At 69.7% G+C, this 19,254-nt stretch carries 18 protein-coding genes; 17 read left to right on the top strand and 1 reads right to left on the bottom strand.

All coding sequences use genetic code 11. From position 1 onward, the window contains the following. Window positions 1-54 precede the first annotated feature (54 nt). From OG801_RS07775 to OG801_RS07695, 17 genes are all read left to right on the top strand, one after another. Window positions 55-996 carry a PDR/VanB family oxidoreductase gene (locus OG801_RS07775; RefSeq protein WP_406034999.1) on the top strand — a complete coding sequence of 314 codons (942 nt, stop codon included), beginning with the start codon at window positions 55-57 and terminating at the stop codon, window positions 994-996. A gap of 84 nt (window positions 997-1,080) precedes the next feature. Continuing rightward, entirely contained in the window at window positions 1,081-2,598 is a 1,518-nt protein-coding gene (locus tag OG801_RS07770; RefSeq protein ID WP_406034997.1) for a class I adenylate-forming enzyme family protein, read from the top strand. A gap of 67 nt (window positions 2,599-2,665) precedes the next feature. Continuing rightward, window positions 2,666-3,472: a crotonase/enoyl-CoA hydratase family protein gene (locus OG801_RS07765; protein WP_406034996.1), complete on the top strand. Its 807-nt coding sequence runs from the start codon at window positions 2,666-2,668 to the stop codon at window positions 3,470-3,472. 1 nt (window position 3,473) lies between these two features. Beyond that, complete coding sequence (locus OG801_RS07760) at window positions 3,474-4,694, top strand: NAD(P)/FAD-dependent oxidoreductase (RefSeq protein WP_406034994.1); 1,221 nt, start codon at window positions 3,474-3,476, stop codon at window positions 4,692-4,694. Between the two features lie 80 nt (window positions 4,695-4,774). Then, the gene (locus tag OG801_RS07755; RefSeq protein ID WP_406034992.1) at window positions 4,775-5,956 is read left to right on the top strand and encodes an aromatic ring-hydroxylating dioxygenase subunit alpha; all 1,182 of its coding nucleotides are present in this window, start codon (window positions 4,775-4,777) and stop codon (window positions 5,954-5,956) included. Next, the gene (locus OG801_RS07750; protein ID WP_406034991.1) at window positions 5,953-6,834 is read left to right on the top strand and encodes a hypothetical protein; all 882 of its coding nucleotides are present in this window, start codon (window positions 5,953-5,955) and stop codon (window positions 6,832-6,834) included. Before OG801_RS07755 ends, OG801_RS07750 begins: the two co-directional genes overlap by 4 nt. Before the next feature lie 125 nt (window positions 6,835-6,959). After that, window positions 6,960-8,456, top strand: a complete 1,497-nt coding sequence (locus tag OG801_RS07745) for an aldehyde dehydrogenase family protein (protein WP_406034989.1) — start codon at window positions 6,960-6,962, stop codon at window positions 8,454-8,456. A 2-nt stretch (window positions 8,457-8,458) separates the two neighbouring features. After that, window positions 8,459-8,677, top strand: a complete 219-nt coding sequence (locus OG801_RS07740; RefSeq protein WP_406034987.1) for a ferredoxin — start codon at window positions 8,459-8,461, stop codon at window positions 8,675-8,677. Between the two features lie 26 nt (window positions 8,678-8,703). Further along, window positions 8,704-9,921 carry a cytochrome P450 gene (locus OG801_RS07735; RefSeq protein WP_406034986.1) on the top strand — a complete coding sequence of 406 codons (1,218 nt, stop codon included), beginning with the start codon at window positions 8,704-8,706 and terminating at the stop codon, window positions 9,919-9,921. A 44-nt stretch (window positions 9,922-9,965) separates the two neighbouring features. Next, window positions 9,966-10,355, top strand: a complete 390-nt coding sequence (locus OG801_RS07730) for an SCP2 sterol-binding domain-containing protein (protein ID WP_406034984.1) — start codon at window positions 9,966-9,968, stop codon at window positions 10,353-10,355. A gap of 12 nt (window positions 10,356-10,367) precedes the next feature. Then, on the top strand, window positions 10,368-11,486 hold the full coding sequence (locus OG801_RS07725; RefSeq protein WP_406034982.1) for an NDMA-dependent alcohol dehydrogenase: 1,119 nt from the start codon (window positions 10,368-10,370) through the stop codon (window positions 11,484-11,486). A 9-nt stretch (window positions 11,487-11,495) separates the two neighbouring features. Continuing rightward, a complete protein-coding gene (locus tag OG801_RS07720) occupies window positions 11,496-13,157 on the top strand; it encodes an FAD-dependent oxidoreductase (RefSeq protein ID WP_406034980.1) in 1,662 nt (553 codons plus the stop codon). Then, complete coding sequence (locus tag OG801_RS07715; protein WP_406034978.1) at window positions 13,154-14,626, top strand: acetyl-CoA acetyltransferase; 1,473 nt, start codon at window positions 13,154-13,156, stop codon at window positions 14,624-14,626. The genes OG801_RS07720 and OG801_RS07715 overlap by 4 nt, the downstream gene beginning before the upstream one ends. Before the next feature lie 24 nt (window positions 14,627-14,650). Further along, window positions 14,651-14,968, top strand: coding sequence for a hypothetical protein (locus OG801_RS07710; RefSeq protein WP_406034976.1), 318 nt, complete (start codon window positions 14,651-14,653; stop codon window positions 14,966-14,968). After that, window positions 14,965-15,402, top strand: coding sequence for a Zn-ribbon domain-containing OB-fold protein (locus OG801_RS07705; protein WP_406034974.1), 438 nt, complete (start codon window positions 14,965-14,967; stop codon window positions 15,400-15,402). The genes OG801_RS07710 and OG801_RS07705 overlap by 4 nt, the downstream gene beginning before the upstream one ends. Then, complete coding sequence (locus OG801_RS07700; RefSeq protein ID WP_406034972.1) at window positions 15,399-16,568, top strand: thiolase C-terminal domain-containing protein; 1,170 nt, start codon at window positions 15,399-15,401, stop codon at window positions 16,566-16,568. The genes OG801_RS07705 and OG801_RS07700 overlap by 4 nt, the downstream gene beginning before the upstream one ends. 13 nt (window positions 16,569-16,581) lie before the next feature. After that, complete coding sequence (locus OG801_RS07695) at window positions 16,582-18,006, top strand: aldehyde dehydrogenase (RefSeq protein ID WP_406034970.1); 1,425 nt, start codon at window positions 16,582-16,584, stop codon at window positions 18,004-18,006. 54 nt (window positions 18,007-18,060) lie between these two features. Here the strand turns inward: OG801_RS07695 and OG801_RS07690 are convergent, their stop codons facing one another. Next, the gene (locus tag OG801_RS07690; RefSeq protein ID WP_406034968.1) at window positions 18,061-19,194 is read right to left on the bottom strand and encodes an acyl-CoA dehydrogenase family protein; all 1,134 of its coding nucleotides are present in this window, start codon (window positions 19,192-19,194) and stop codon (window positions 18,061-18,063) included. Between the last annotated feature and the right edge of the window lie 60 nt (window positions 19,195-19,254).

Here is a 19,254-nt window from a genome sequence, read left to right as displayed (position 1 = left end):
TTCACAAACCTAACATGATTAGATAAAGTGACGCCCGAAGGAGAGGTGAGGCCGGTGACCGAGGAGACCAGACGGGTCCGTGTGGTCGAGCGACAGAGCCTGGCCGACGGTGTCGTCGGCCTGGTGCTGGAGCCGCTCGCCGGGGAGTTCCCCGCGTGGGAGCCGGGGTCGCATGTCGACGTCCTTCCGGACGGCGGCGAGATCCGGCAATACAGTCTGTGCGGCTCGCCGGGGGACCTCGTTCGCTATCGCGTCGCGGTGCTGCGGGTCGACGACGGCCGCGGCGGTTCGGTGCGCATCCACGACAAGCTCGCCGAAGGTGACGAGCTCGATCTCCGTGGCCCGCGGAACCACTTCCGGCTCGAGCCGGCGGAGAGCCACCTCTTCATCGCGGGCGGCATCGGCATCACCCCGATCCTGCCGATGGTGGCGACGGTGTCGGCCGCCGGCTCCGACTGGAGTCTGGTCTATGGCGGCCGCTCGCGCGGGTCGATGGCGTTCCTCGGTGACCTCGAGGAGCATGGCGACCGGATCGACCTGTGGCCCCAGGATGAACGCGGGCTGCTGGATCTACCGGCGATCCTCGGTGATCCGGTCCCGGGCCGGCGCGTCTACTGCTGTGGGCCGGAGCCGCTGCTCGCTGCGGTCGAACAGGAGATGCGTACGCGGCCGGGGGAGCCACTGCACACCGAGCGTTTCGCTCCGAGGGAGCCGGTCGAGACGGGTGGCGATGCCTTCGAGGTCGAGGTCGCCTCGACCGGCGTGCGGGTCGCGGTCGGGGAGGACGAGAGCATCATCGACGCTCTTGCCGGCGTCGGGATCGAGGTCGACTTCTCCTGTCGGGAGGGCACGTGCGGGACCTGCGAGACCGGCGTCCTCGGCGGAGTCCCCGAGCACCGCGATTCGGTGCTCAGCGACGACGAGCGGGCCGCCAACGACTGCATGATGATCTGCGTCGGCCGTTGCCGCACGGGTCCGCTCATTCTTGACCTCTGAATCGTTCTCGGGGCATTGACAGTGACGCACGTCACGGGTACAACTCAGTTATCTACAACCAATAGGTTTATTGAAGGAGCTGCCATGAGCGCCACCATCGGATCTGCTCTCGCCTGGTGGGCGCGGACACAGCCGCATGCACCAGCCTTCGTCTTCGAGGATGAGACGCTGGACTACGCGACCGTGGAGCATTGGTCCAGCCGGGTCGCGCTCCGCCTCCAGGCGGACGGCGTCCGGCCCGGTGACCGGGTGGGCCTGATGGCCCCCAATGATGTCCTGTGGCCGATCGCGGCCTTCGGGATCCTGAAGGCCGGCGGTGTCCTGGTGCCGCTCAACAGCCGGTTCACCGCGGCGGAGCTGCGCAAGGTGCTCGACGACGCCGGGGCGACCGCCCTGGTGACCGACGACTCCCTCGTCGGCACCGCCACCGAGGCCGCCGCGAGCGGAGCCCCGGCCACGGTGGTCCCCTTCGCCGACCTGGCTGCCCTGCGCGACGGCGATCCGGAGACGTTCCGCGTCGACCGCGGCGAGGAGGATCCGATCTCGGTCATCTTCACCAGCGGGTCCACGGGCCGATCGAAGGGTGTCGTCCTGACCAACCGCACGCTGCTCAACATCGTCTTCGAGGCCAGCCTCGTCGAGGAAGGCTTCCACCGGGGCTCGAGCGCGATCCTGGTGCTGCCGCTCGCGTTCACCCCCGGGCTGGTGTGGGGCATGTTGATGTCGACCGTGCTCGGCGGAAAGCTCGTGATCGAGAAGCAGTTGGTGCCCTCGCGAGCGGTCCAGCTCATCGAGGAGCACCGTATCGAGGCCATCTTCGGGGTGCCGCTGATCTATCAGGCGATCGCCGGAGCGCCGGAGTTCGCCGACGCCGATCTCTCCTCGCTCAGCACCGCCGTCGTCGGCGGCGCCGCGGTGCCGGGCACCCTGCTCGAGGCGTGGGCGAAGAAGGACGTCGCACTCCGCCAGATCTACGGCATGACCGAGGCCGGCGGGATCGCCACGTCGACGCCTGTCAGCGAGTTCCGCGACCACCCCGACAGCTGCGGCGCGGGCCACATCTTCACCGAGGTCGCCGTGATGAACGCCGACGGTGTGCTCGCGGCTCCCGGCGAGACCGGCGAGCTGGTGATCAAGGGGCCAGGTGTCACGCCCGGATACTGGGAGTCGCCGGAGATCAACGCGCAGGTCTTCCGTGACGGCTGGCTGCACTCCGGTGACCTGGGCGTATGCGACGAGGACGGCCGGATCCGGTTCGTCGACCGGCTGAAGGACCTGATCATCACCGGAGGGATCAATGTCTCGCCGGTCGAGCTGGAGCAGGTCCTGGCGGCGATCCCCGGGGTCGGTGAGGTCGCGGTGATCGCGGCCGCCGATCCGAAGTTCGGTGAGACGCCGGCGGCGATCATCCAGGCCAGCGGTGAGCTCACCGAGGAGGACGTGATCCGCGAGGCGTCGAAGGTGCTGGCCGACTACAAGGTGCCCCGCTATGTCGTGCTCCGTGACGCACCGCTGCCGCGGCTGCCCAGCGGCAAGATCAGCAAGACCGACATCCGCACCGAGTACGCCGACCTGGTCGAGCACTACCAGAAGGTCCGCTGACCCGTCCGACGCCCGCTCGTACTCGCACGACGCCGCACGACGACCCATGACGACAAGGAAGCCACTCATGAGTACTGCCCCGGTCGAAGCCGACAACCAGATCGTCACCCTCGAACGCAGGGGTCATGTGGCAGTGGCGACCATCCGGCGCCCGGACGCGATGAACGCGGTCAACTCAGCTGTCTCGGCAGGCCTCGGTGCGGCCCTGGCCGAGGCCGATGCGGACGAGGACGTACGCGTGCTGGTGGTCACCGGAACGGGCCGGGCGTTCTGCGCCGGCGCCGACCTCAAGGCGCTCTCCCGTGGTGAGCGGGTCGACGACCCCGACCACCCCGAGTGGGGCTTCGCCGGATACGTACGCCACTACGTCTCGATCCCGACGATCGCGGCGGTGAACGGGTTCGCCCTGGGCGGGGGCACCGAGATCGTCCTCGCCTCCGACCTCGCGGTGATCGACGAGGGGGCTCAGCTCGGGTTGCCGGAGGTCAAGCGCGGACTGATGGCCGCGGCGGGTGGTGTGATCCGTACGCAGCGGCAGGTGCCGCTCAAGCACGCCCTCGAGATCGCGCTCACCGGCGACCCGGTGAGCGCGGAGAGGGCCGTGGAGCTCGGCCTGGCCAACCGGGTGGCGCCCAGCGGCACCGCCCTTGAGGTCGCGCTGGACCTCGCTGACCGCATCGCCGCGAACGCGCCGCTGTCGGTGGCGGCGACCAAGGAAGCCGTCCACTGCACTCTCGCGGCCGGTTCCGACTGGGACGGGGAGCCCTGGGAGATCAACGACCGGGCCATGGGCCGGATCATGCGCTCGGAGGACTTCAGAGAAGGCACCCGGGCATTCGCGGAGAGACGCGATCCCGAGTGGAAGGGCCGCTGACATGGCCGACGTCGAGCTGGTCGACGGGGTTCGCCGGCTCGTCATCGTGGGTGCGTCCCTGGGTGCCGCGCGCGTCGTGGAGGAGGCGCGACGGATCGGCTTCGACGGTGAGATCACCGTCATCGGCGAGGAGGCGCACGGGCCCTACGACCGCCCGCCGCTCACCAAGGAGTTCCTCGCGGGAGAGGATGAGCCGGAGCCATTCTGGCATCTGCCGGACCCGGATTCGCAGGGGGTCAAGCTCTTCACGGGCACGAAGGCGCTCTCGTTGGACTCGCGCAATCGGCGGGTGCGCACCGACAAGTGGGACATCGAGTACGACGCGTTGGTGATCGCCGTGGGCGCCCAACCGCGACCCCTCGATGTCGACGGCGCCCAGCTGGAGGGAGTCACCACGCTGCGTACGCTGGGCCAGGCACGCGCCATCCGTGAGGCTCTCGAGCCGGGTGCTCGCGTGGTGGTCGTCGGGGCAGGCTTCATCGGTGGCGAGGTCGCTTCCAGTGCTCGGGCCCGAGGCGCCGATGTGACGCTGGTCGAGGCCCTGGAGCTTCCCCTGGTGGGCGCCGTCGGCTCGCTCGTCGCCGAGCGGCTCGCCTATCTGCACCGGCAGTACGACGTCGATCTGCTCACCCGGACCAAGGTGCGTCAGATCCGTGGCCACGGCCGGGCGGAGAAGGTGTCCCTCAGTGACGGCACGACCGTTCCGGCCGACCTCGTGATCGTGGGCATCGGCGTCGAGCCCGCCACCGGATGGTTGCGCGGCTCAGGGGTGGCGATCAGCGATGGCGTGGCCTGCTCGCCCTATCTGGAGAGCACGGTTCCGGGCGTCTACGCGGTGGGCGACGTCGCTCGCTGGGTCAACCCGTGGAACGGGCGATCGACCCGGATGGAGCACTGGACCTCCACCGGTGAGCAGGCCGAGTTCGTGGTGCGCAACGCGTTGACCACCGACCGCCGGCCATGCAGCATCACGCCGTACTTCTGGTCGGAGTGGTACGGCCACAAGCTCCAGCTCCTCGGTGAGCCTGCCGACGAGGTCGAGCTCATCGGGCACGGCGGCGCCACCGACCCGTTCCTCGCTCAGTATCGCTACGACGGTCAGCTCGTGGGCGCCTTCGGCTTCGACCGCACCGGTCCGCTCATGAAGCTGCGGACGGCCGTCGCCGAACGGCTCTCGTGGCAGTCGATGCTGCGCCGGCCCGAGGGCACCGCACGGACCTGAGCCGTTGGCTCCGGTGGGGGCCGGTGGAGTACATTCATGACTCGAGTTACCTAATGACATTAGATAAGAGGAGGTACGTCGTGACGGACGACGTCAGCATCGACCGCGAGGCGCGGATCAGGCGTGCGCTGGACCACCTTCGCAACGACACCACCGACCAGTTCGAGAAGGTCGAGCCGTTCGAGGCCCACGAGTTCACCGATCCCGACCTGGCGGCGCGGGAGCGCGACCTGATCTTCGGCCGGGTGCCGACGATCGTCGCCCACGGGTCGGAGATCCCGAAGACGTACGACTTCAAGACTGTGCGGCTGCCACGCAACAACATCATCATCACCCGGCAGCGCGACGGGGGCGTCAAGGCGCTGGTCAACCTCTGCCGCCACCGCGGCGGCCTCCTGGAGGGTGACCCCTGCGGCAAGCGCAGGCTCTTCTCCTGCCCCTACCACCGCTGGTCCTACGACATCGACGGCACGCTGCGCACGATCACGCGTGACACCACCGTCGGAGACCTCGACCAGGCCGACTACGGGCTCGTCGAGCTGCCTGCCGAGGAGCGCCACGGCTTCATCTGGGTGGTGGACAACGCCGGCGCGGAGATCGACGTCGCCTCCTGGCTGGGCCCGGAGATGGACGAGATCCTCGCGGGCTACGACCTCGGCGGACTCAGCTGCATCCGCGCCGAGGGCTTCGAGGAGCCGGTGAACTGGAAGGTGATGCAGGACGCGTTCCTGGACGGCTATCACATCCAGTACGCCCACCCGAACTCCGCCGCGAAGTACATCCACACCAACGTGATGGTCTTCGAGGACTTCGACCGGCACTGCCGGTTCATCGCGCCCCGCAAGAGCATCGACCGCTGGCTGGAGGAGGAGCCCGGCGACCGCAGCCTTGTGGACGACGTCACCGAGACCCACTTCCTCGGCCCGAACAGCACGCTGCTCAAGCAGCCCGACCACTTCCAGCTGCTCACCTTCCGCCCGCATCCGACCTCGCCGACCCACTCCGTCATGGAGATGCGCCTGATCGTGCCGTCCGCGGACGAGGCCGGCATCACACAGGAGCGGTGGGAGTACCTGTGGGAGAAGAACTGGCAGATCCTCCTCGCGGTGCTCCATGCCGAGGACTTCCCGGTGCTGCGTGACTCCCAGCGAGCCATGGGCAGCAGCGACGCCGGGTCCATGGTGCTGGGTCGCAACGAGGTCGCCAACCAGGTGTTCCGGCGCCTGCTCAAGCGCCTTCTGGCCGAGGCGGACGAGGCATGATCACCTACGCGTGGCGTACAACGCTGGCCGGTGCCGAGTTGGAGGATGTCGAGAGCCTGCTCGAGCAGGCGGTCGAGTACGACGCCGAGGCAGGCTTCTCGACGGCCGCTCCGACGGCGGTGGGCGGCGGAGCGGTCCACCATCTGCTGGTCTCGATCGCGCCGCCCGGGGAGCGGGGGAGCGTGGCGCTCGACCGGCTCCCGGACGTGCCCGTTGTGGCCTATCTGCGCCTCGACGTACGCGGGGACGTTGCCGACGTCCAGTTCGTGGTGCGCCCCGAGTTCCGGTCCCACGGTGTGGCCACACTGCTGGCCGAGCTCCTCGACGAACAGCCGACCGGATGGTCCTCGTTCGCCGGCCTGCGGCGCCTGCGGGCCTGGGCGCACGGCGCACATCCGGCCGCCGAGCGGATGGCGCGACGGTTCGGTGCGCGCGTGGATCATGCGCTTTTCAAGACCCTGCGCTTCATCGGAGGATCCCGCCCCTTCGTCGGGGACGAGGTCGGGGCGGCCGTCGAGCCTGCCCCTGACGGGCCGGCCGAGATGATCGAAGGGCATCTGGCTGGCATCGCACCGGGCGAGCGGTCCGTGCTCGCGCGGGGGCGGACCCGCCTGGCGACTCCCGTTGGAAGCGTCCTCGTCGGAGTCGACGAGAAGGACCCGGCGGCGCAGCCGGCCTGCGTCGCCCTCGATCCCGCCGGTGTGACCGCCGGTGATCTCCGCGCCCTTCTGGCGACCGCGCTCCTGCGAGTCCAGGCCGACGGTGCGCGGGTCGCGCAGATGTACGTCGACGCCCTCTCCGAGGCCTTCGTGGGCGCGTCCAGGGAGCTCGGATTCCAGCATGACCAGTCGGATCTTCTCTACGTCCGACCCCTCTGAGAGCTGGCCGCCGCGACACGTGCGGGGCGGGGCATTGACCGCGTAAACCTAATTGTATAAGTTTTGCGACTGTGAGGGGCGCCACACCCGGCCTCCTCGTGCAGCAAGTGAACGAAGGACATGTGATGCGTGCATTCAGGAACTTGATCGGCGGCGAGTGGATCGACGCCGAGGGCGTGATCCCTGCCGACGACCCGTCCACGGGCGAGGTCTACGGGCTGGTGCCGGACTCCGACGCCGCTGCCGTCGACGCCGCCGTCCGGGCCGCGCGGACGGCCTTCAACGGGCCCTGGTCCCGGATGTCGGTCGGGGACCGCGCAGAAGCGCTGCGCCGGCTGGCGGGTGCGCTGGAGCAGCGGTTCGACACCCTGGTCGAGGAGCTGATCATGGACAGCGGCGCAACCGCGCGGTTCGCCCCGATGCTCCAGGTCGGTGCACCGCTCGCTCACCTGCGCGACTTCGCCGACATGGCCCACCACCTGGAGACGCCGGAGTCCTTCCCGCTCCAGGCCGGGCCGGCGCTGGGACAGTGGGAGCTGCACCGCGAGCCGATCGGCGTGGTCGGGGCGTTCACGCCCTACAACTTCCCGCTCTTCATGACCGTCTGGAAGGTCGCCCCCGCACTGCTCGCCGGCAACACGGTGGTCCTGAAGCCCTCGCCGCTGACCCCGATCGGGCCCGAGGCGCTCGCCGCCGCCAGCCTGGAGGCCGGCATCCCGGCGGGCGTGATCAATCTGGTCCACGGTGACCGGATGGCCGGTGAGGCGCTCGTCGCCCACCCCGACGTCGACATGGTCAGCTTCACCGGCAGCACCGCGGTCGGCACCCAGGTGATGGCCTCGGCGGCCGCCACCGCCAAGGACGTGATCCTCGAGCTCGGCGGCAAATCGGCGGGTCTGGTGCTGCCCGACGCCGACGCCGAGCTGGCCGTACGCGGCATGCTCTTCTCCAGCATGATGCACGCCGGTCAGGCCTGCGTGGCGCTGACCCGGATGCTGGTTCCGGACTCCCGCTACGACGAGTTCGTCGACCTGCTCGAGCAGCGCGCCAAGGTGCTCACCGTCGGCCCGGCAGCCGACTTCACCACCGACGTGGGCCCCGTCATCTCCGACGCCGCCCGCATCAAGGTCGAGAAGTTCGTTGCCGCCGGGCTGGAGGCGGGCGCCCGGGCGATCGTCGGCGGCGAGGCCCCCACCGGGTTGCCCGCCGGAGGCCACTACGTCAGCCCAACCGTCCTGGTCGACCTCGACAACGACAACCCGGCCGCGCACGAGGAGATCTTCGGGCCTGTGCTCTCGGTGATCCGCTACTCCGACGTCGAGGACGGGATCCGGATCGCCAACGACACCCGCTACGGCCTCGCCGCCGCGGTGTGGGGCACCGACCTGGTCAGGGCACGCGAGGTCGCGCTGCGGATGCGCGGTGGGCTCACCTGGATCAACGACGCCGCCCAGGCCGACGTCACCAAGACCCCGCTCGCCGGTCGCGGCATGAGCGGCGTCGGCCAGGAGAACGGCCGCGATGGCCTCCTCGCCTACACCAAGGTCCGCAGCCTCTACACAGCGCTGGACCGCGACATCGACCTGCGCGCGTACGGCGTCGTGGGCAGCGAATGGGAGTGAGCATGAACGACCACCGCCAGGCATCGATCGATCGCGAGCTCTGCAAGGGCCACGGCCGCTGCTACATGTCGGCGCCCGCGGTCTTCGACTCCGACGACGAGGGATTCGGCGTCGTGGTCGGTGAGGCCACGACCCCTGGCGACGCTGCCGCCCTCGAACGCGCCGTCAACAACTGTCCGGAGCGCGCGATCGCGTTCGCGTCCTCCGCAGCCACGCACTAGTCCACCCGGAAGAAGGAGACACCTCCATGAGCGAGCGCAAGGACGCCGAGAGCCCGGAGATCCAGACCGACTTCGACATCCACTCACCCGACATCGCCGACACCGTCTACGACGTCTATGCCGAGATGCGCGGCAAGTGCCCAGTCGCCCACAGCAAGCACTACGGCGGGCACTGGGTCGCGACGAAGTACGACGACATCCAGGAGGTTCTCAAGAACCCGACGGTCTTCTCCAGCGAGTCGGTCAACGTGCCCGGCACCATCGGCCAGGACGGGCCGATGATCCCGATCGAGGTGGACCCGCCCGACCACGGCATCTACCGCAAGCTGATCAACCCGCTCTTCTCGCCGAAGCGGATGGCGGTGCTGGAGCCGCAGATCCGGGAGATCGCCAACGAGCTCATCGGCCAGATGCTGGAGAACAAGCAGGTCGATTTCATCCAGGCGTTCGCCAAGGAGTTCCCGAGCCGGGTCTTCCTCGCGCTGATGGGCTGGAACATCGAGGACAGCGCCCAGTTCAACCACTGGGCCGACACCATCGTGCTGGGGGAGCCGGGGGCCAGCGAGGAGCGCTCCACGGAGGTGCGCACCGCGGCCGCCATGGAGGTCTACGCCTACTTCGGCGAGATGATCGACGAGCGTGCCGAGTCCGGCGACGCCGACGACATCACCCAGATCCTCATCAACGGCACCTACGAGGACCGCGAGCTCACCCAGTTCGAGGTGCTCAACATCCTGTTCCTCTTCCTCATCGGCGGGCTGCACACCGTGCAGGGCCAGCTGGCCCATTCGGTCATCTACCTCGCCGAGCACCCCGAGGTGCGCAAGCAGCTCGTGGACGACCCGGGACTGGTGCCGACCGCGGTCGAGGAGATGCTCCGCTGGGAGTCGGCGGTCTGCCCCGCCAGGGTCGTCAAGGAGGACTACGTCCTCGACGGCGTACAGCTGAAGGCTGGCGACAAGATCCTGATCCCGTTCGGTGCGGCCAACCACGACACCAGCGTGTATCCCGACGCCGACGTGGTCGACCTGACCCGCGATCCGAACCCGCACCTCGCCTTCGGCGCCGGCAACCACCGCTGCGTCGGCTCGCACCTGGCCCGGCTCGAGCTGCGTGTCGCCTTCGAGGAGCTGCACCGGCACATCCCGGACTACCGCCTCGACCCGGACAACCCGCCGGAGCGGCACCTGAGCCAGGTCAAGGGCGTGGTCTCGCTCCCGCTCTTCCTCGGCGAGTCGATCTGACCCGCCGCTCCCATCTCACATCCCACAACAAAGGAGTACCCAAGATGACCGTCAAGTTCGGAACCGTGGAGTTCTACCAGGCGATGGGCGACGCCCTCAACAGCGACCCGGTGTGGGCCGACAAGGGCAAGAACATCGACTTCGACATGGCCTACAAGTACGAGGCGCCGATCGAGGGCCAGTTCTTCGTCAGCTTCGACAAGGGGCAGGTCACCACCGTGCGTGATGCCAGCCAGGAGGACCTCGACAACGCCGACTTCCTGATCAGCGGCTCCAGCGACACCTGGAAGGGCTGCTTCGACGGAAGCATCAACCCCACGGTCGCGATGACCCGGGGCAAGCTGCGCGTGCGCGGCAAGATGGCGCAGATGCTCAAGAACATGCCTGCGTTCATGTACATCCAGGAAACCATGGCGAAGATCGACTTCGAGTGAGGATCTGAGCAGATGAAATCACGAGCAGCAGTTCTCCTCGACGGTCCCGGCAAGTGGGATGTCATCGAGGTCGAGGTCGATGATCCCAAGGAGTTCGAGGTCCTGGTGCGGTTCGAGCATGCGGGCCTGTGCCACTCCGACGACCATTACGCCCAGGGCGACGTCCCGGCGATGGCCTACCCGTTCGCAGGCGGCCACGAGGGTGCCGGTGTGGTGGAGAAGGTCGGTCCAGGCGTACGCGACCTCGAGGTCGGTGACCACGTCGTGGCTGCCTTCATCCCCGGCTGCGGACGGTGCACCTGGTGTGCCCGCGGCATGCAGAACCTGTGCGACAACGGCGCCTACATGATGCTGGGCACTCAGCTCGACGGCACCTTCCGCCTGCACACCGAGGATGGCACCGACGTCGGCCAGTGCTCGCTGGTCTCGACGTTCTCGGAGTACTCGGTGCTTCCCGAGTGGGGCGCGCTCAAGATCGACAAGGACATCCCGCTCGAGGTCGCCGCGCTGGTCGGCTGCGGTGTGCCGACGGGCTGGGGCTCCTCGGTCAACGCCGCCCAGGTGCGTCCCGGCGACGTGGTCGTCGTCATGGGCATCGGTGGCATCGGCATCAACGCGGTGCAGGGAGCCAAGTTCGCCGGCGCCTCGCACATCCTCGCCGTCGACCCGGTGGAGTTCCACCGGGAGAAGGCGCTCGAGCTCGGCGCGACCGAGGCGTTCGTCAACATCGCCCAGGCCACCGACCGCGCCCAGCAGCTCACCAACGGGCAGGGCGCCGCCTCGGCGATCGTGACCGTCGGTGTCGCCAACGGCGAGCACGTGGCCGAGGCCTTCGGCGCGATCCGCAAGGCGGGCACGGTGGTGCTCACCAGCATGTGCAACGTCACCGAGTACGGCATCCCGGTGAGCCTGTTCGAGCTGGCGATGTACCAGAAGCGGATCCAGGGTTCGCTGTTCGGCATGATGCAGCCCAGCCGCGCCGTGCCGGACATCCTGCAGCTGTGGCGCGAGGGCAACATCAAGCTCGAGGAGCTCATCACCCGCCGTTACGCGCTGGAGGACATCAACCAGGGCTACGAGGACATGCACGCCGGGATCAACCTCCGCGGCGTCATCGACTTCAAGGCCTGACGAGTCGACATGACCCACGTCGTCACCCGAGCCTGCTGCAACGACGCCAGCTGCGTACCGGTCTGTCCGGTCAACTGCATCCACCCGACGCCGGACGAGCCGGACTATGGCACCGCCGAGATGCTCTACATCGATCCCGATGCGTGCATCGACTGTGGCGCCTGCGTCGAGGCGTGCCCGGTCGGAGCGATCAGCGCCGACTACGACCTCGCTGACGACCAGGAGCCGTACGAACAGATCAACGCCTCCTGGTTCGACGGTGAGGGGCGGCGAGACTATGCGCAGGAGCCCGTCCCGTCCCGGCCCACCACCTGGGCCGGGCGGACGGGGGAGCAGCTTCGGGTGGCGATCGTGGGAACCGGTCCCGCCGCGTCGTACGCAGCCGAGGAGCTGCTGTCGAAACGCGGTCTCGACGTCGCCGTCGACATGTTCGAGCGGCTGCCGATCCCGGGCGGACTGGTCCGCTTCGGGGTCGCTCCCGACCACCAGGACACCAAGCAGACGTCGGTCGCCTTCGCTCGGACGTTGAAGCGGAAGGGGCTGCGGCTCTTCCTCAACACCGAGGTGGGCCGCGACATCACCGTCGACGAGCTGCGCGCCGGCTACCACGCGGTCATCGTCGCGGTCGGCGCGCTCGGCGACCGTCGCCTCGGCATCCCGGGGGAGGACCTTCCCGGCAGCCACTCGGCGACCGAGCTGGTCGCCTGGTACAACGGCCACCCCGACTTCGCCCACCGCACCTTCGACCTGTCCAGCGACCGTGCCGTCGTCGTCGGCAACGGCAACGTCGCCCTCGACGTCGCCCGGATCCTCGCCTCGGACCCGGAGCGGCTGGCGGGCACCGACATCGCAGACCATGCGCTCGCGCAGCTGCGGGAGAGCAACATCCGCGAGGTCGTCGTGGTCGGTCGGCGCGGACCGCACGAGGCGGCCTTCACCACCAAGGAACTGCTCGGCCTGATCCAGACGCCCGGGATCGATGTCGTCGTACGCGGCGAGGAGCTGGCGCCGGCCGAGGCCGCCGCCCCGGGCTCGGCCGCCGCCGAGAAGCAGCGACTGCTCCAGGAGCTGCTCTCGCGTCCCCTGACCGCGTCCCGGCGGGTGGTGCTTCGCTTCCTCGCCTCGCCCGAGACCGTCCTCGGCGAAGACTGGGTGGCGGGCATCCGGCTGCAGCACAACCGGCTCGAGGCGGACGCGGACGGCGTGGTCCGCCCGGTGCCCACCGGTGACCTCGAGGAGCTCGCCTGCGGCCTGGTCTTCCGATCGATTGGCTACCGCGGGTCCGCGGTGTCGGGCGTCCCCTTCGACGACGTACGCGCCGTGGTGCCCAACGCCGGCGGACGCGTCCACGAGGCAGGTGAGACGGTCCCAGGGCTGTTCGTGACCGGCTGGATCAAGCGAGGTCCGAACGGGGTCATCGGCACCAACAAGCAGTGTGCCCGGGAGACCGTCGGTCACCTGCTCGACGACTTCGACGCGGGCGCGCTGGCCCCGCCGCAGCACACCGCGGACGACATCGAGGCGCGGCTTCCCGGCCACGTCGGACTGGAGGGCTGGCGCCAGATCGACACCTATGAGACCGGTGCCGGCCGGGCGGCGCGACGCCCGCGGGTGAAGCTGGTCGACGTCGAGGAGATGCTTGCCGTGGCGAGGTCAGGAGCAGGCGTATGAGTTTGGATCCACGTACCCCTGTTCTCGTAGGTGGCGGGCAGCTCAATCAGCGGGACGAGCCCGTGGAGCCGGTCGACATGATCGCCCACGCGGCCCGGCTCGCGGCCGCGGACGCCGGCGCTCCGGAGCTGGTCGAGCGGATCGACTCGATCCGCGTCGTCGGCATGCTGTCGTGGCGCTACCGCGACCCGGGCCTGCTCGTGGCCCAGCGGCTGGCCGCGTGGGTGCGGCACACCGTCTACACCGGCAGCGGCGGAAGCCATCCGCAGGCCCTGGTCAACGACGCGGCCGAGGACATCGCGGCAGGGCGCTGCGACGTCGTGCTCGTCGGTGGTGCGGAGGCGTGGCGGACGCGGATGAGCCTCAAGGTCCGCGGCGAGCGACCGGACTGGACGCGGCAGGACGACTCCGTGCCGGTTCCCGAGACTCGTCCCGACGTCCCCATGAAGGACCCGACCGAGGTCGTGGCGGGCCTGGACCGCCCGGCGTACATCTATCCGCTCTTCGAGCAGGCGATCCGGGTCGCAGCGGGACGGAGCGTCGACGCGCACCGAAAGCTCATCGCGGGGCTGTGGGCGCGCTTCAACGAGGTCGCGATGGGCAACCCCGACGCCTGGGTACAGCGCCGCTACTCCGCCGAGGACATCGCCACCGCCTCGCCCGCCAACCGCATGGTCAGCTCGCCCTACACGAAGCTGATGAACTCCAACAACAGCGTCGAGCAGGCGGCCGCGGTCCTGGTCTGCTCCGTCGAGGCAGCCCGCCGCTACGGTGTGCCCCAGGACCAGTGGGTCTTCCTCCGCTCGGGGAGCGAGGCCTCCGACACCGCCGCGATCGCGGCGCGCCCGAGGCTCGACGCCTCGCCCGCGATCGCCGCGGCCGGCCATACCGCGCTGGAGCTTTCGGGCTTCACCCTGGACGACCTGGGGCCGGTCGACCTCTACTCGTGCTTCCCCTCCGCCGTGCAGGTCGCCGCCGATGCGCTCGGGCTGCCCATCGACGACCCGGCTCGCCCGCTCACCGTCACCGGCGGGCTCACGTTCGCCGGAGGGCCGTGGAACAACTACAGCACCCACGCCATCGCCACCATGCTGCGCGAGGTGCGCCGCACCCAGCGGCCGGGGCTGGTCACCGCCAACAGCGGCTTTCTGACCAAGCACGCCATCGGCGTCTACGCGCCGACGCCCGGGGACGGGTTCCGCCGGGCCTCGGCGCAGGCACAGGTGGACGCGGTCGCCCCGACCCCGGTGGCCTCCGCCTATGCCGGGCCCGCCGAGCTGGAGGCATGGACCGTCGCCCACGACCGCGACGGCCGGCCGACGACGGCCATGGCCTCGCTGCGTACGCCTGAGGGTGCCCGGACGCTGGCGCGGTCGGAGGGACCCGAGCTCGCCGAGCGCCTGACGACCGAGGACCTGGCCGGCACCGAGTTCGACGTCTCGGCCGATGCCACCTTCGACCTGTCCTGAAACCCATCTGTGAGGAGATCCCCGATGACCACAACCACCTCCGACTTCGAGACCACCTACCGCCGACACGTCGACGGCGTCGTCTCCGGCGACCTCAAGGCCGTGCTCGCCGACATGGCTCCGGGCTCGGTCCCCGCGGTCTTCGTCGGCGTCCAGGTCCCGCGCGCCGACGTCGACGGCGCCGAGATCGTCTCGGTACGCGTCGACGGGGACCGGGGTGTGGGGGAGGCCGTCTACGCGACCCCGGACGGCACCATCGGCCTGCGCTCGGGCTGGGCCCTCGTCGACGGCGCCTGGAAGGCCGACATCCTGGAGAACTTCGACCCGTCGAGCGCACGATGACGGCTGCCGCGACCGAGACCCTCCCGACAGGCCCCGCGCCCGACGACAGCGACCGCCCGTTCTGGGAGGGCCTGCGGGACGACCAGCTGACGCTGCCGCGATGCGCCGCCTGTGGGCAGTGGCGCCCGCTCGGCCGGGCGATGTGCGCAGCGTGCTGGTCCTTCGACACGGAGTGGGCTCCGGTCGACCCACGTGGCACTGTCCACACCTGGGCGCGCAGCGCGCGCGCCTTCATGAGCGAGCTCGACGTCCCCGTCCCGTACGTCACGGTGCTGGTGCGGCTCGACGAGGTCCCCGTGCGACTGCTGGGCATCCTCCTCGGCGAAGATCCGCTCCCGGCGATCGGCGACCGCGTCACCGGAGTCGTCCAGCAACCCTCGAACGCCGAGTGGCCGGTGCTCCGCTGGCGCCTGGTGGGCGGTGAGGGCCGATGAGGGGCACCACCGCGGTGGTCGGGGTCGCCGACATCCACCACCCGCGGGGCAAGGCGCCGGTGGGCGAGCGCGAGCTCGTGCTGCAGGCGATCCTGGAGGCGTGTGCCGACGCGGGGATCTCGCCGCGAGAGGTCGACGGGTTCACCTCCTACGCCGGAGGTGAACACAGCGGACCGGTGCTCGCTGCCGATCTGGGTGTGCGTGAGCTGCGCTGGTCGAGCATGGTCTGGGGTGGGGGAGGCGGCGGCGCGGCCGCCGCTATCGGCGCCGCCGCCGCGGCCGTCGCCACCGGCCAGGCCGAGTGCGTGGTCGCCTTCCGCGGGATGTCGCAGCGCGAGACCGGCCGCCTCGGCTATGCCAAGTACTACTTCGACAACAACTATCTGCCGCACGGCGTCGCCACCCCGGCTCACGTCTGCGCCCTGCGTACGCAACGGATGCTTGAGCACGACGGCGTGCCACGGTCTGCGATGCGCAACCTCGTCCTGGCCGCCTACCAGCACGCTCAGCGCAACCCGGGTGCCGCGGGCTACGGCAGACCGCTGGACGAGGCCGGCTACGACGCCTCCCCCTTCATCGTCGAGCCGTTCCACCTCTTCGACTGCTCGCGTGAGAACGACGGCGCGGTCGCGCTGATCGTGGTCTCGGCCGACCGCGCCCGCGCGATGGGGCGGCCGGCGGCGTACGTCCTCGGTGCGGCCCAAGGGGCGCCGGGCGGCTACTCGGCGCTGAACGAGAACGACGAGCCGTACACCTCGGCGGGATTCGCCGACTCATCGTCCGGTTCGGGAGTCGCCTCGCGACTGTGGGCGCAGGCCCGGGTGAAGCCGGCCGAAGTTGACGTCGTCCAGGTCTATGAGAACTTCAGCGGCCCCGCGGTCGCCTCCCTCATCGACCACGGACTCTGCCCACCCGGCCCGGCGGCCGCCGAGGTGATGACCGTCGAGAACCTCACCGCCCTAGGCGGCCTGCTGCCCGTGAACACCTCCGGCGGCAACATCGCCGACTCGTTCGTGAACGGCATGGGCCTGGCAGTGGAGGCCGTCCGCCAGATCCGCGGGACCTCGACCAACCAGGTGGCGCGAGCCGACACCTCGCTGTTCATCGGCGGACCGATGGCGCCCCTGGTCAGCTCGGTCCTCCTCGGCAGCGAACAGACCCTCTGAGAAGGAGCCCATGATGTATGACCGCCCTCGACTCTTCGTCGACGGAGACTGGACCGAACCCGCGAAGGGGACGACCTACGAGCTGATCGAGGCCGCCACCGGCGAGCCCTTCGCGACCACGGCGCTCGCCACCACCGAGGACATCGACGCCGCCGTCGCCGCGGCCCGGGCCGCGCTGTCCGGTCCCTGGAGCGGGATGACCCAGGCCGAGCGCGCACAGCTGCTCGGCGCCTACGCCGCCGCACTCGGCGCCCGGCGCAAGGAGACCGCCGCCCTGGTCAGCAGGGAGAACGGCATGCCGATCTCCCTCTCCCACGTCGTCAACGGCATCGCCCCGGGATTCATCACCGGCTACTACGCCGAGCTGGCAGCGTCGCTGACCCTCGAGGAGAGTCGGCCGAGCCCGACCGGCGGCGACACCCTGGTGGTGCGCGAGCCGGTCGGCGTGGTCGCCGCGGTGACCCCATGGAACTACCCGCAACCGCTCGCGGTGATGAAGATCGCCCCAGCGCTCGCCGCCGGATGCACGGTGGTGCTCAAGCCGGCGCCCGAGACTGCCCTCGATGCCTTCGTCTTCGCCGACGTCGCCGAGGAGGTCGGTCTTCCGCCGGGCGTGCTCAACGTGCTTCCCGGTGACCGTGAAGCCGGCGCCCACCTGGTCGAGCACCCCGGCGTCGACAAGGTCGCCTTCACCGGCTCGACCGGCGCCGGCCGGGTGATCGGCGCGACCGCCGGTCGGTTGCTCCGCCCTGCGACGCTCGAGCTCGGCGGCAAGTCGGTCTCGCTCATCGCCGAGGACGCCGACCTCGGGTTGGTGACCTCCAAGCTGCTGGAGGTCTCGCTCCCGAACAACGGCCAGACCTGCCACGCCGCCACCCGGCTGCTCGCCCCACGCAGCAGGTACGCCGAGGTGGTCGACGCGGTCACCGAGACGGTGCGCGCGCTGACCGTCGGTGACCCGCTGGACCGTGCGACCCAGGTCGGCCCGCTGGTCTCGCGGGCCCAGCAGCAACGGGTGGCCGGCTACATCGAGCAGGGTCGTGACCTCGGGCGCCTCACCGTCGGCGGGGGAGTCCCCGATCGCCCAGGCTGGTTCGTCGAGCCGACGGTCTTCGCCGACGTCGACAACGACTCCGCCATCGCCCAGGAGGAGATCTTCGGTCCGGTGCTGGTGATCACGCCGTACGCCGACGAGGACGAGGCTGTCGCGCTGGCCAATGCCTCCGACTACGGGCTCGGCGGGGTCGTGTGGAGTGCGGAGGACGAGCACGGCCTCGCCCTGGCTCGACGGATCAGCAGCGGCACCGTCGGTGTGAACCACTACGAGCTCCACATCAACGCGCCGTTCGGCGGCGTCCGGTCCAGCGGCCTGGGCCGCGAGCTCGGCCCCGAGGGGCTCGAGCCCTACCTGGTCGCGAAGTCGATCTACCGCCGCTGACGCACCCTGCTGGTCGAGCCCCGGAGATCCGGCGGCTCGACCAGCAGCTGGTTTTCAGCGCAGCAGATCCTTGGCGACGATGTCGGTCATGATCTCGTTCGCGCCCCCGTAGATCCGCTGCACGCGCGCATCGATGTAGGCCCGTGCGACGGGGTACTCGAGCATGTAGCCGTAGCCGCCGTGCAGCTGGACACCGGCATCGATGACCTCGTGCTGCAGGTCCGTCGCCCAGGCCTTGGCCTTCGCCGCGTCGACCGGCGTCAACGTGCCGGCGTTCCACTCGCGTACGCATCGGTCGATGTAGGCCCGGGAGACCTCGACCGCGGTACGCAGGTGCGCCAGCTTGTGCGCGGGCACCTGGAAGTCGGCGATCCGGCGGCCGAAGGCGGTCCGCTCCTTGACGTAGTCCACCGTCCAGCACAGGACTGCCTCGGCGGAGGCCTGTCCGGCGATGGCGATGCCGAGACGCTCCAGCGGCAGGCTCTGCTTCAGGTACGCGAGTCCCTGACCCACCTCGCCGAGCAGGTTCTCCGCGGGCACGTGCACCTGGTCGAAGGAGAGCTCGGCGGTGTCCTGGGCGCGTAGCCCGACCTTGTCGAGCTTGCGGCCGCGGGTGAAGCCGGGGGTGCCGTCCTCGACGACGAAGAGGCTGAACGAGTCGCCGGTGCGGGTGAAGACGATGACCAGGTCGGCCAGGATGCCGGAGGTGATGAACGTCTTCGAGCCGCTGATCAGCCAGCCGTCGCCGTCGGGGACGGCGCTGGTGGTGATCCCGCGCAGATCACTGCCCGCGCCCGGCTCGGTCATGGCGATCGCGCCGATGGTCTCGCCGGTCACGAACCCCGGCAGCCAGCGCTTGGACTGCTCCGGAGTCGCATGCCGGAGCAGGTAGTTGAGCACGATGTCGTCGTTGGTCGAGAAGCCCGACTGCAGCGAGCTGGCTCCCACGCGGGCGATCTCGAGCTGCAGGATCATCCGGTAGCGGTAGTCCGTCTCGCCGGGACCGCCGAACTCTTCGGGCACGGCCAGGCCGAGGAGGCCCTGGCGGCCGGCGGCCAGCCAGGTGTCCCGGTCGATCTCCCGTTGCTCGTCCCACCGCTCGAGGTTCGGCTCGACCTCCCGGGAGACGAACTCCCGGACGATTCCCCGGAACTCCTCGTGGTCCGCTTCGAACAGGTCGCTCTCCATGTCCATCCCTTTCCAGTAAACCTATCGTCAGTAGGTTATTGGAAGACGCGCGTCTCCGCC

The sequence above is a fragment of the Nocardioides sp. NBC_00163 genome, from assembly GCF_045206295.1.
GTDB lineage: Bacteria > Actinomycetota > Actinomycetes > Propionibacteriales > Nocardioidaceae > Nocardioides.
Note: the sequence above shows the minus strand (reverse complement) of the source record. Positions and strands in the feature narration are given on the sequence as shown.

Excerpts from the sequence above, each read along its gene's own strand:
- OG801_RS07725 (WP_406034982.1), top strand. The coding sequence starts at position 10,368 with ATGAAATCACGAGCAGCAGTTCTCCTCGACGGTCCCGGCAAGTGGGAT.
- OG801_RS07735 (WP_406034986.1), top strand. The coding sequence starts at position 8,704 with ATGAGCGAGCGCAAGGACGCCGAGAGCCCGGAGATCCAGACCGACTTC.
- OG801_RS07760 (WP_406034994.1), top strand. The coding sequence starts at position 3,474 with ATGGCCGACGTCGAGCTGGTCGACGGGGTTCGCCGGCTCGTCATCGTG.
- OG801_RS07745 (WP_406034989.1), top strand. The coding sequence starts at position 6,960 with ATGCGTGCATTCAGGAACTTGATCGGCGGCGAGTGGATCGACGCCGAG.
- OG801_RS07750 (WP_406034991.1), top strand. The coding sequence starts at position 5,953 with ATGATCACCTACGCGTGGCGTACAACGCTGGCCGGTGCCGAGTTGGAG.
- OG801_RS07695 (WP_406034970.1), top strand. The coding sequence starts at position 16,582 with ATGTATGACCGCCCTCGACTCTTCGTCGACGGAGACTGGACCGAACCC.
- OG801_RS07730 (WP_406034984.1), top strand. The coding sequence starts at position 9,966 with ATGACCGTCAAGTTCGGAACCGTGGAGTTCTACCAGGCGATGGGCGAC.
- OG801_RS07690 (WP_406034968.1), bottom strand. The coding sequence starts at position 19,194 with ATGGAGAGCGACCTGTTCGAAGCGGACCACGAGGAGTTCCGGGGAATC.
- OG801_RS07740 (WP_406034987.1), top strand. The coding sequence starts at position 8,459 with ATGAACGACCACCGCCAGGCATCGATCGATCGCGAGCTCTGCAAGGGC.
- OG801_RS07720 (WP_406034980.1), top strand. The coding sequence starts at position 11,496 with ATGACCCACGTCGTCACCCGAGCCTGCTGCAACGACGCCAGCTGCGTA.
- OG801_RS07770 (WP_406034997.1), top strand. The coding sequence starts at position 1,081 with ATGAGCGCCACCATCGGATCTGCTCTCGCCTGGTGGGCGCGGACACAG.
- OG801_RS07715 (WP_406034978.1), top strand. The coding sequence starts at position 13,154 with ATGAGTTTGGATCCACGTACCCCTGTTCTCGTAGGTGGCGGGCAGCTC.
- OG801_RS07700 (WP_406034972.1), top strand. The coding sequence starts at position 15,399 with ATGAGGGGCACCACCGCGGTGGTCGGGGTCGCCGACATCCACCACCCG.
- OG801_RS07765 (WP_406034996.1), top strand. The coding sequence starts at position 2,666 with ATGAGTACTGCCCCGGTCGAAGCCGACAACCAGATCGTCACCCTCGAA.
- OG801_RS07705 (WP_406034974.1), top strand. The coding sequence starts at position 14,965 with ATGACGGCTGCCGCGACCGAGACCCTCCCGACAGGCCCCGCGCCCGAC.
- OG801_RS07710 (WP_406034976.1), top strand. The coding sequence starts at position 14,651 with ATGACCACAACCACCTCCGACTTCGAGACCACCTACCGCCGACACGTC.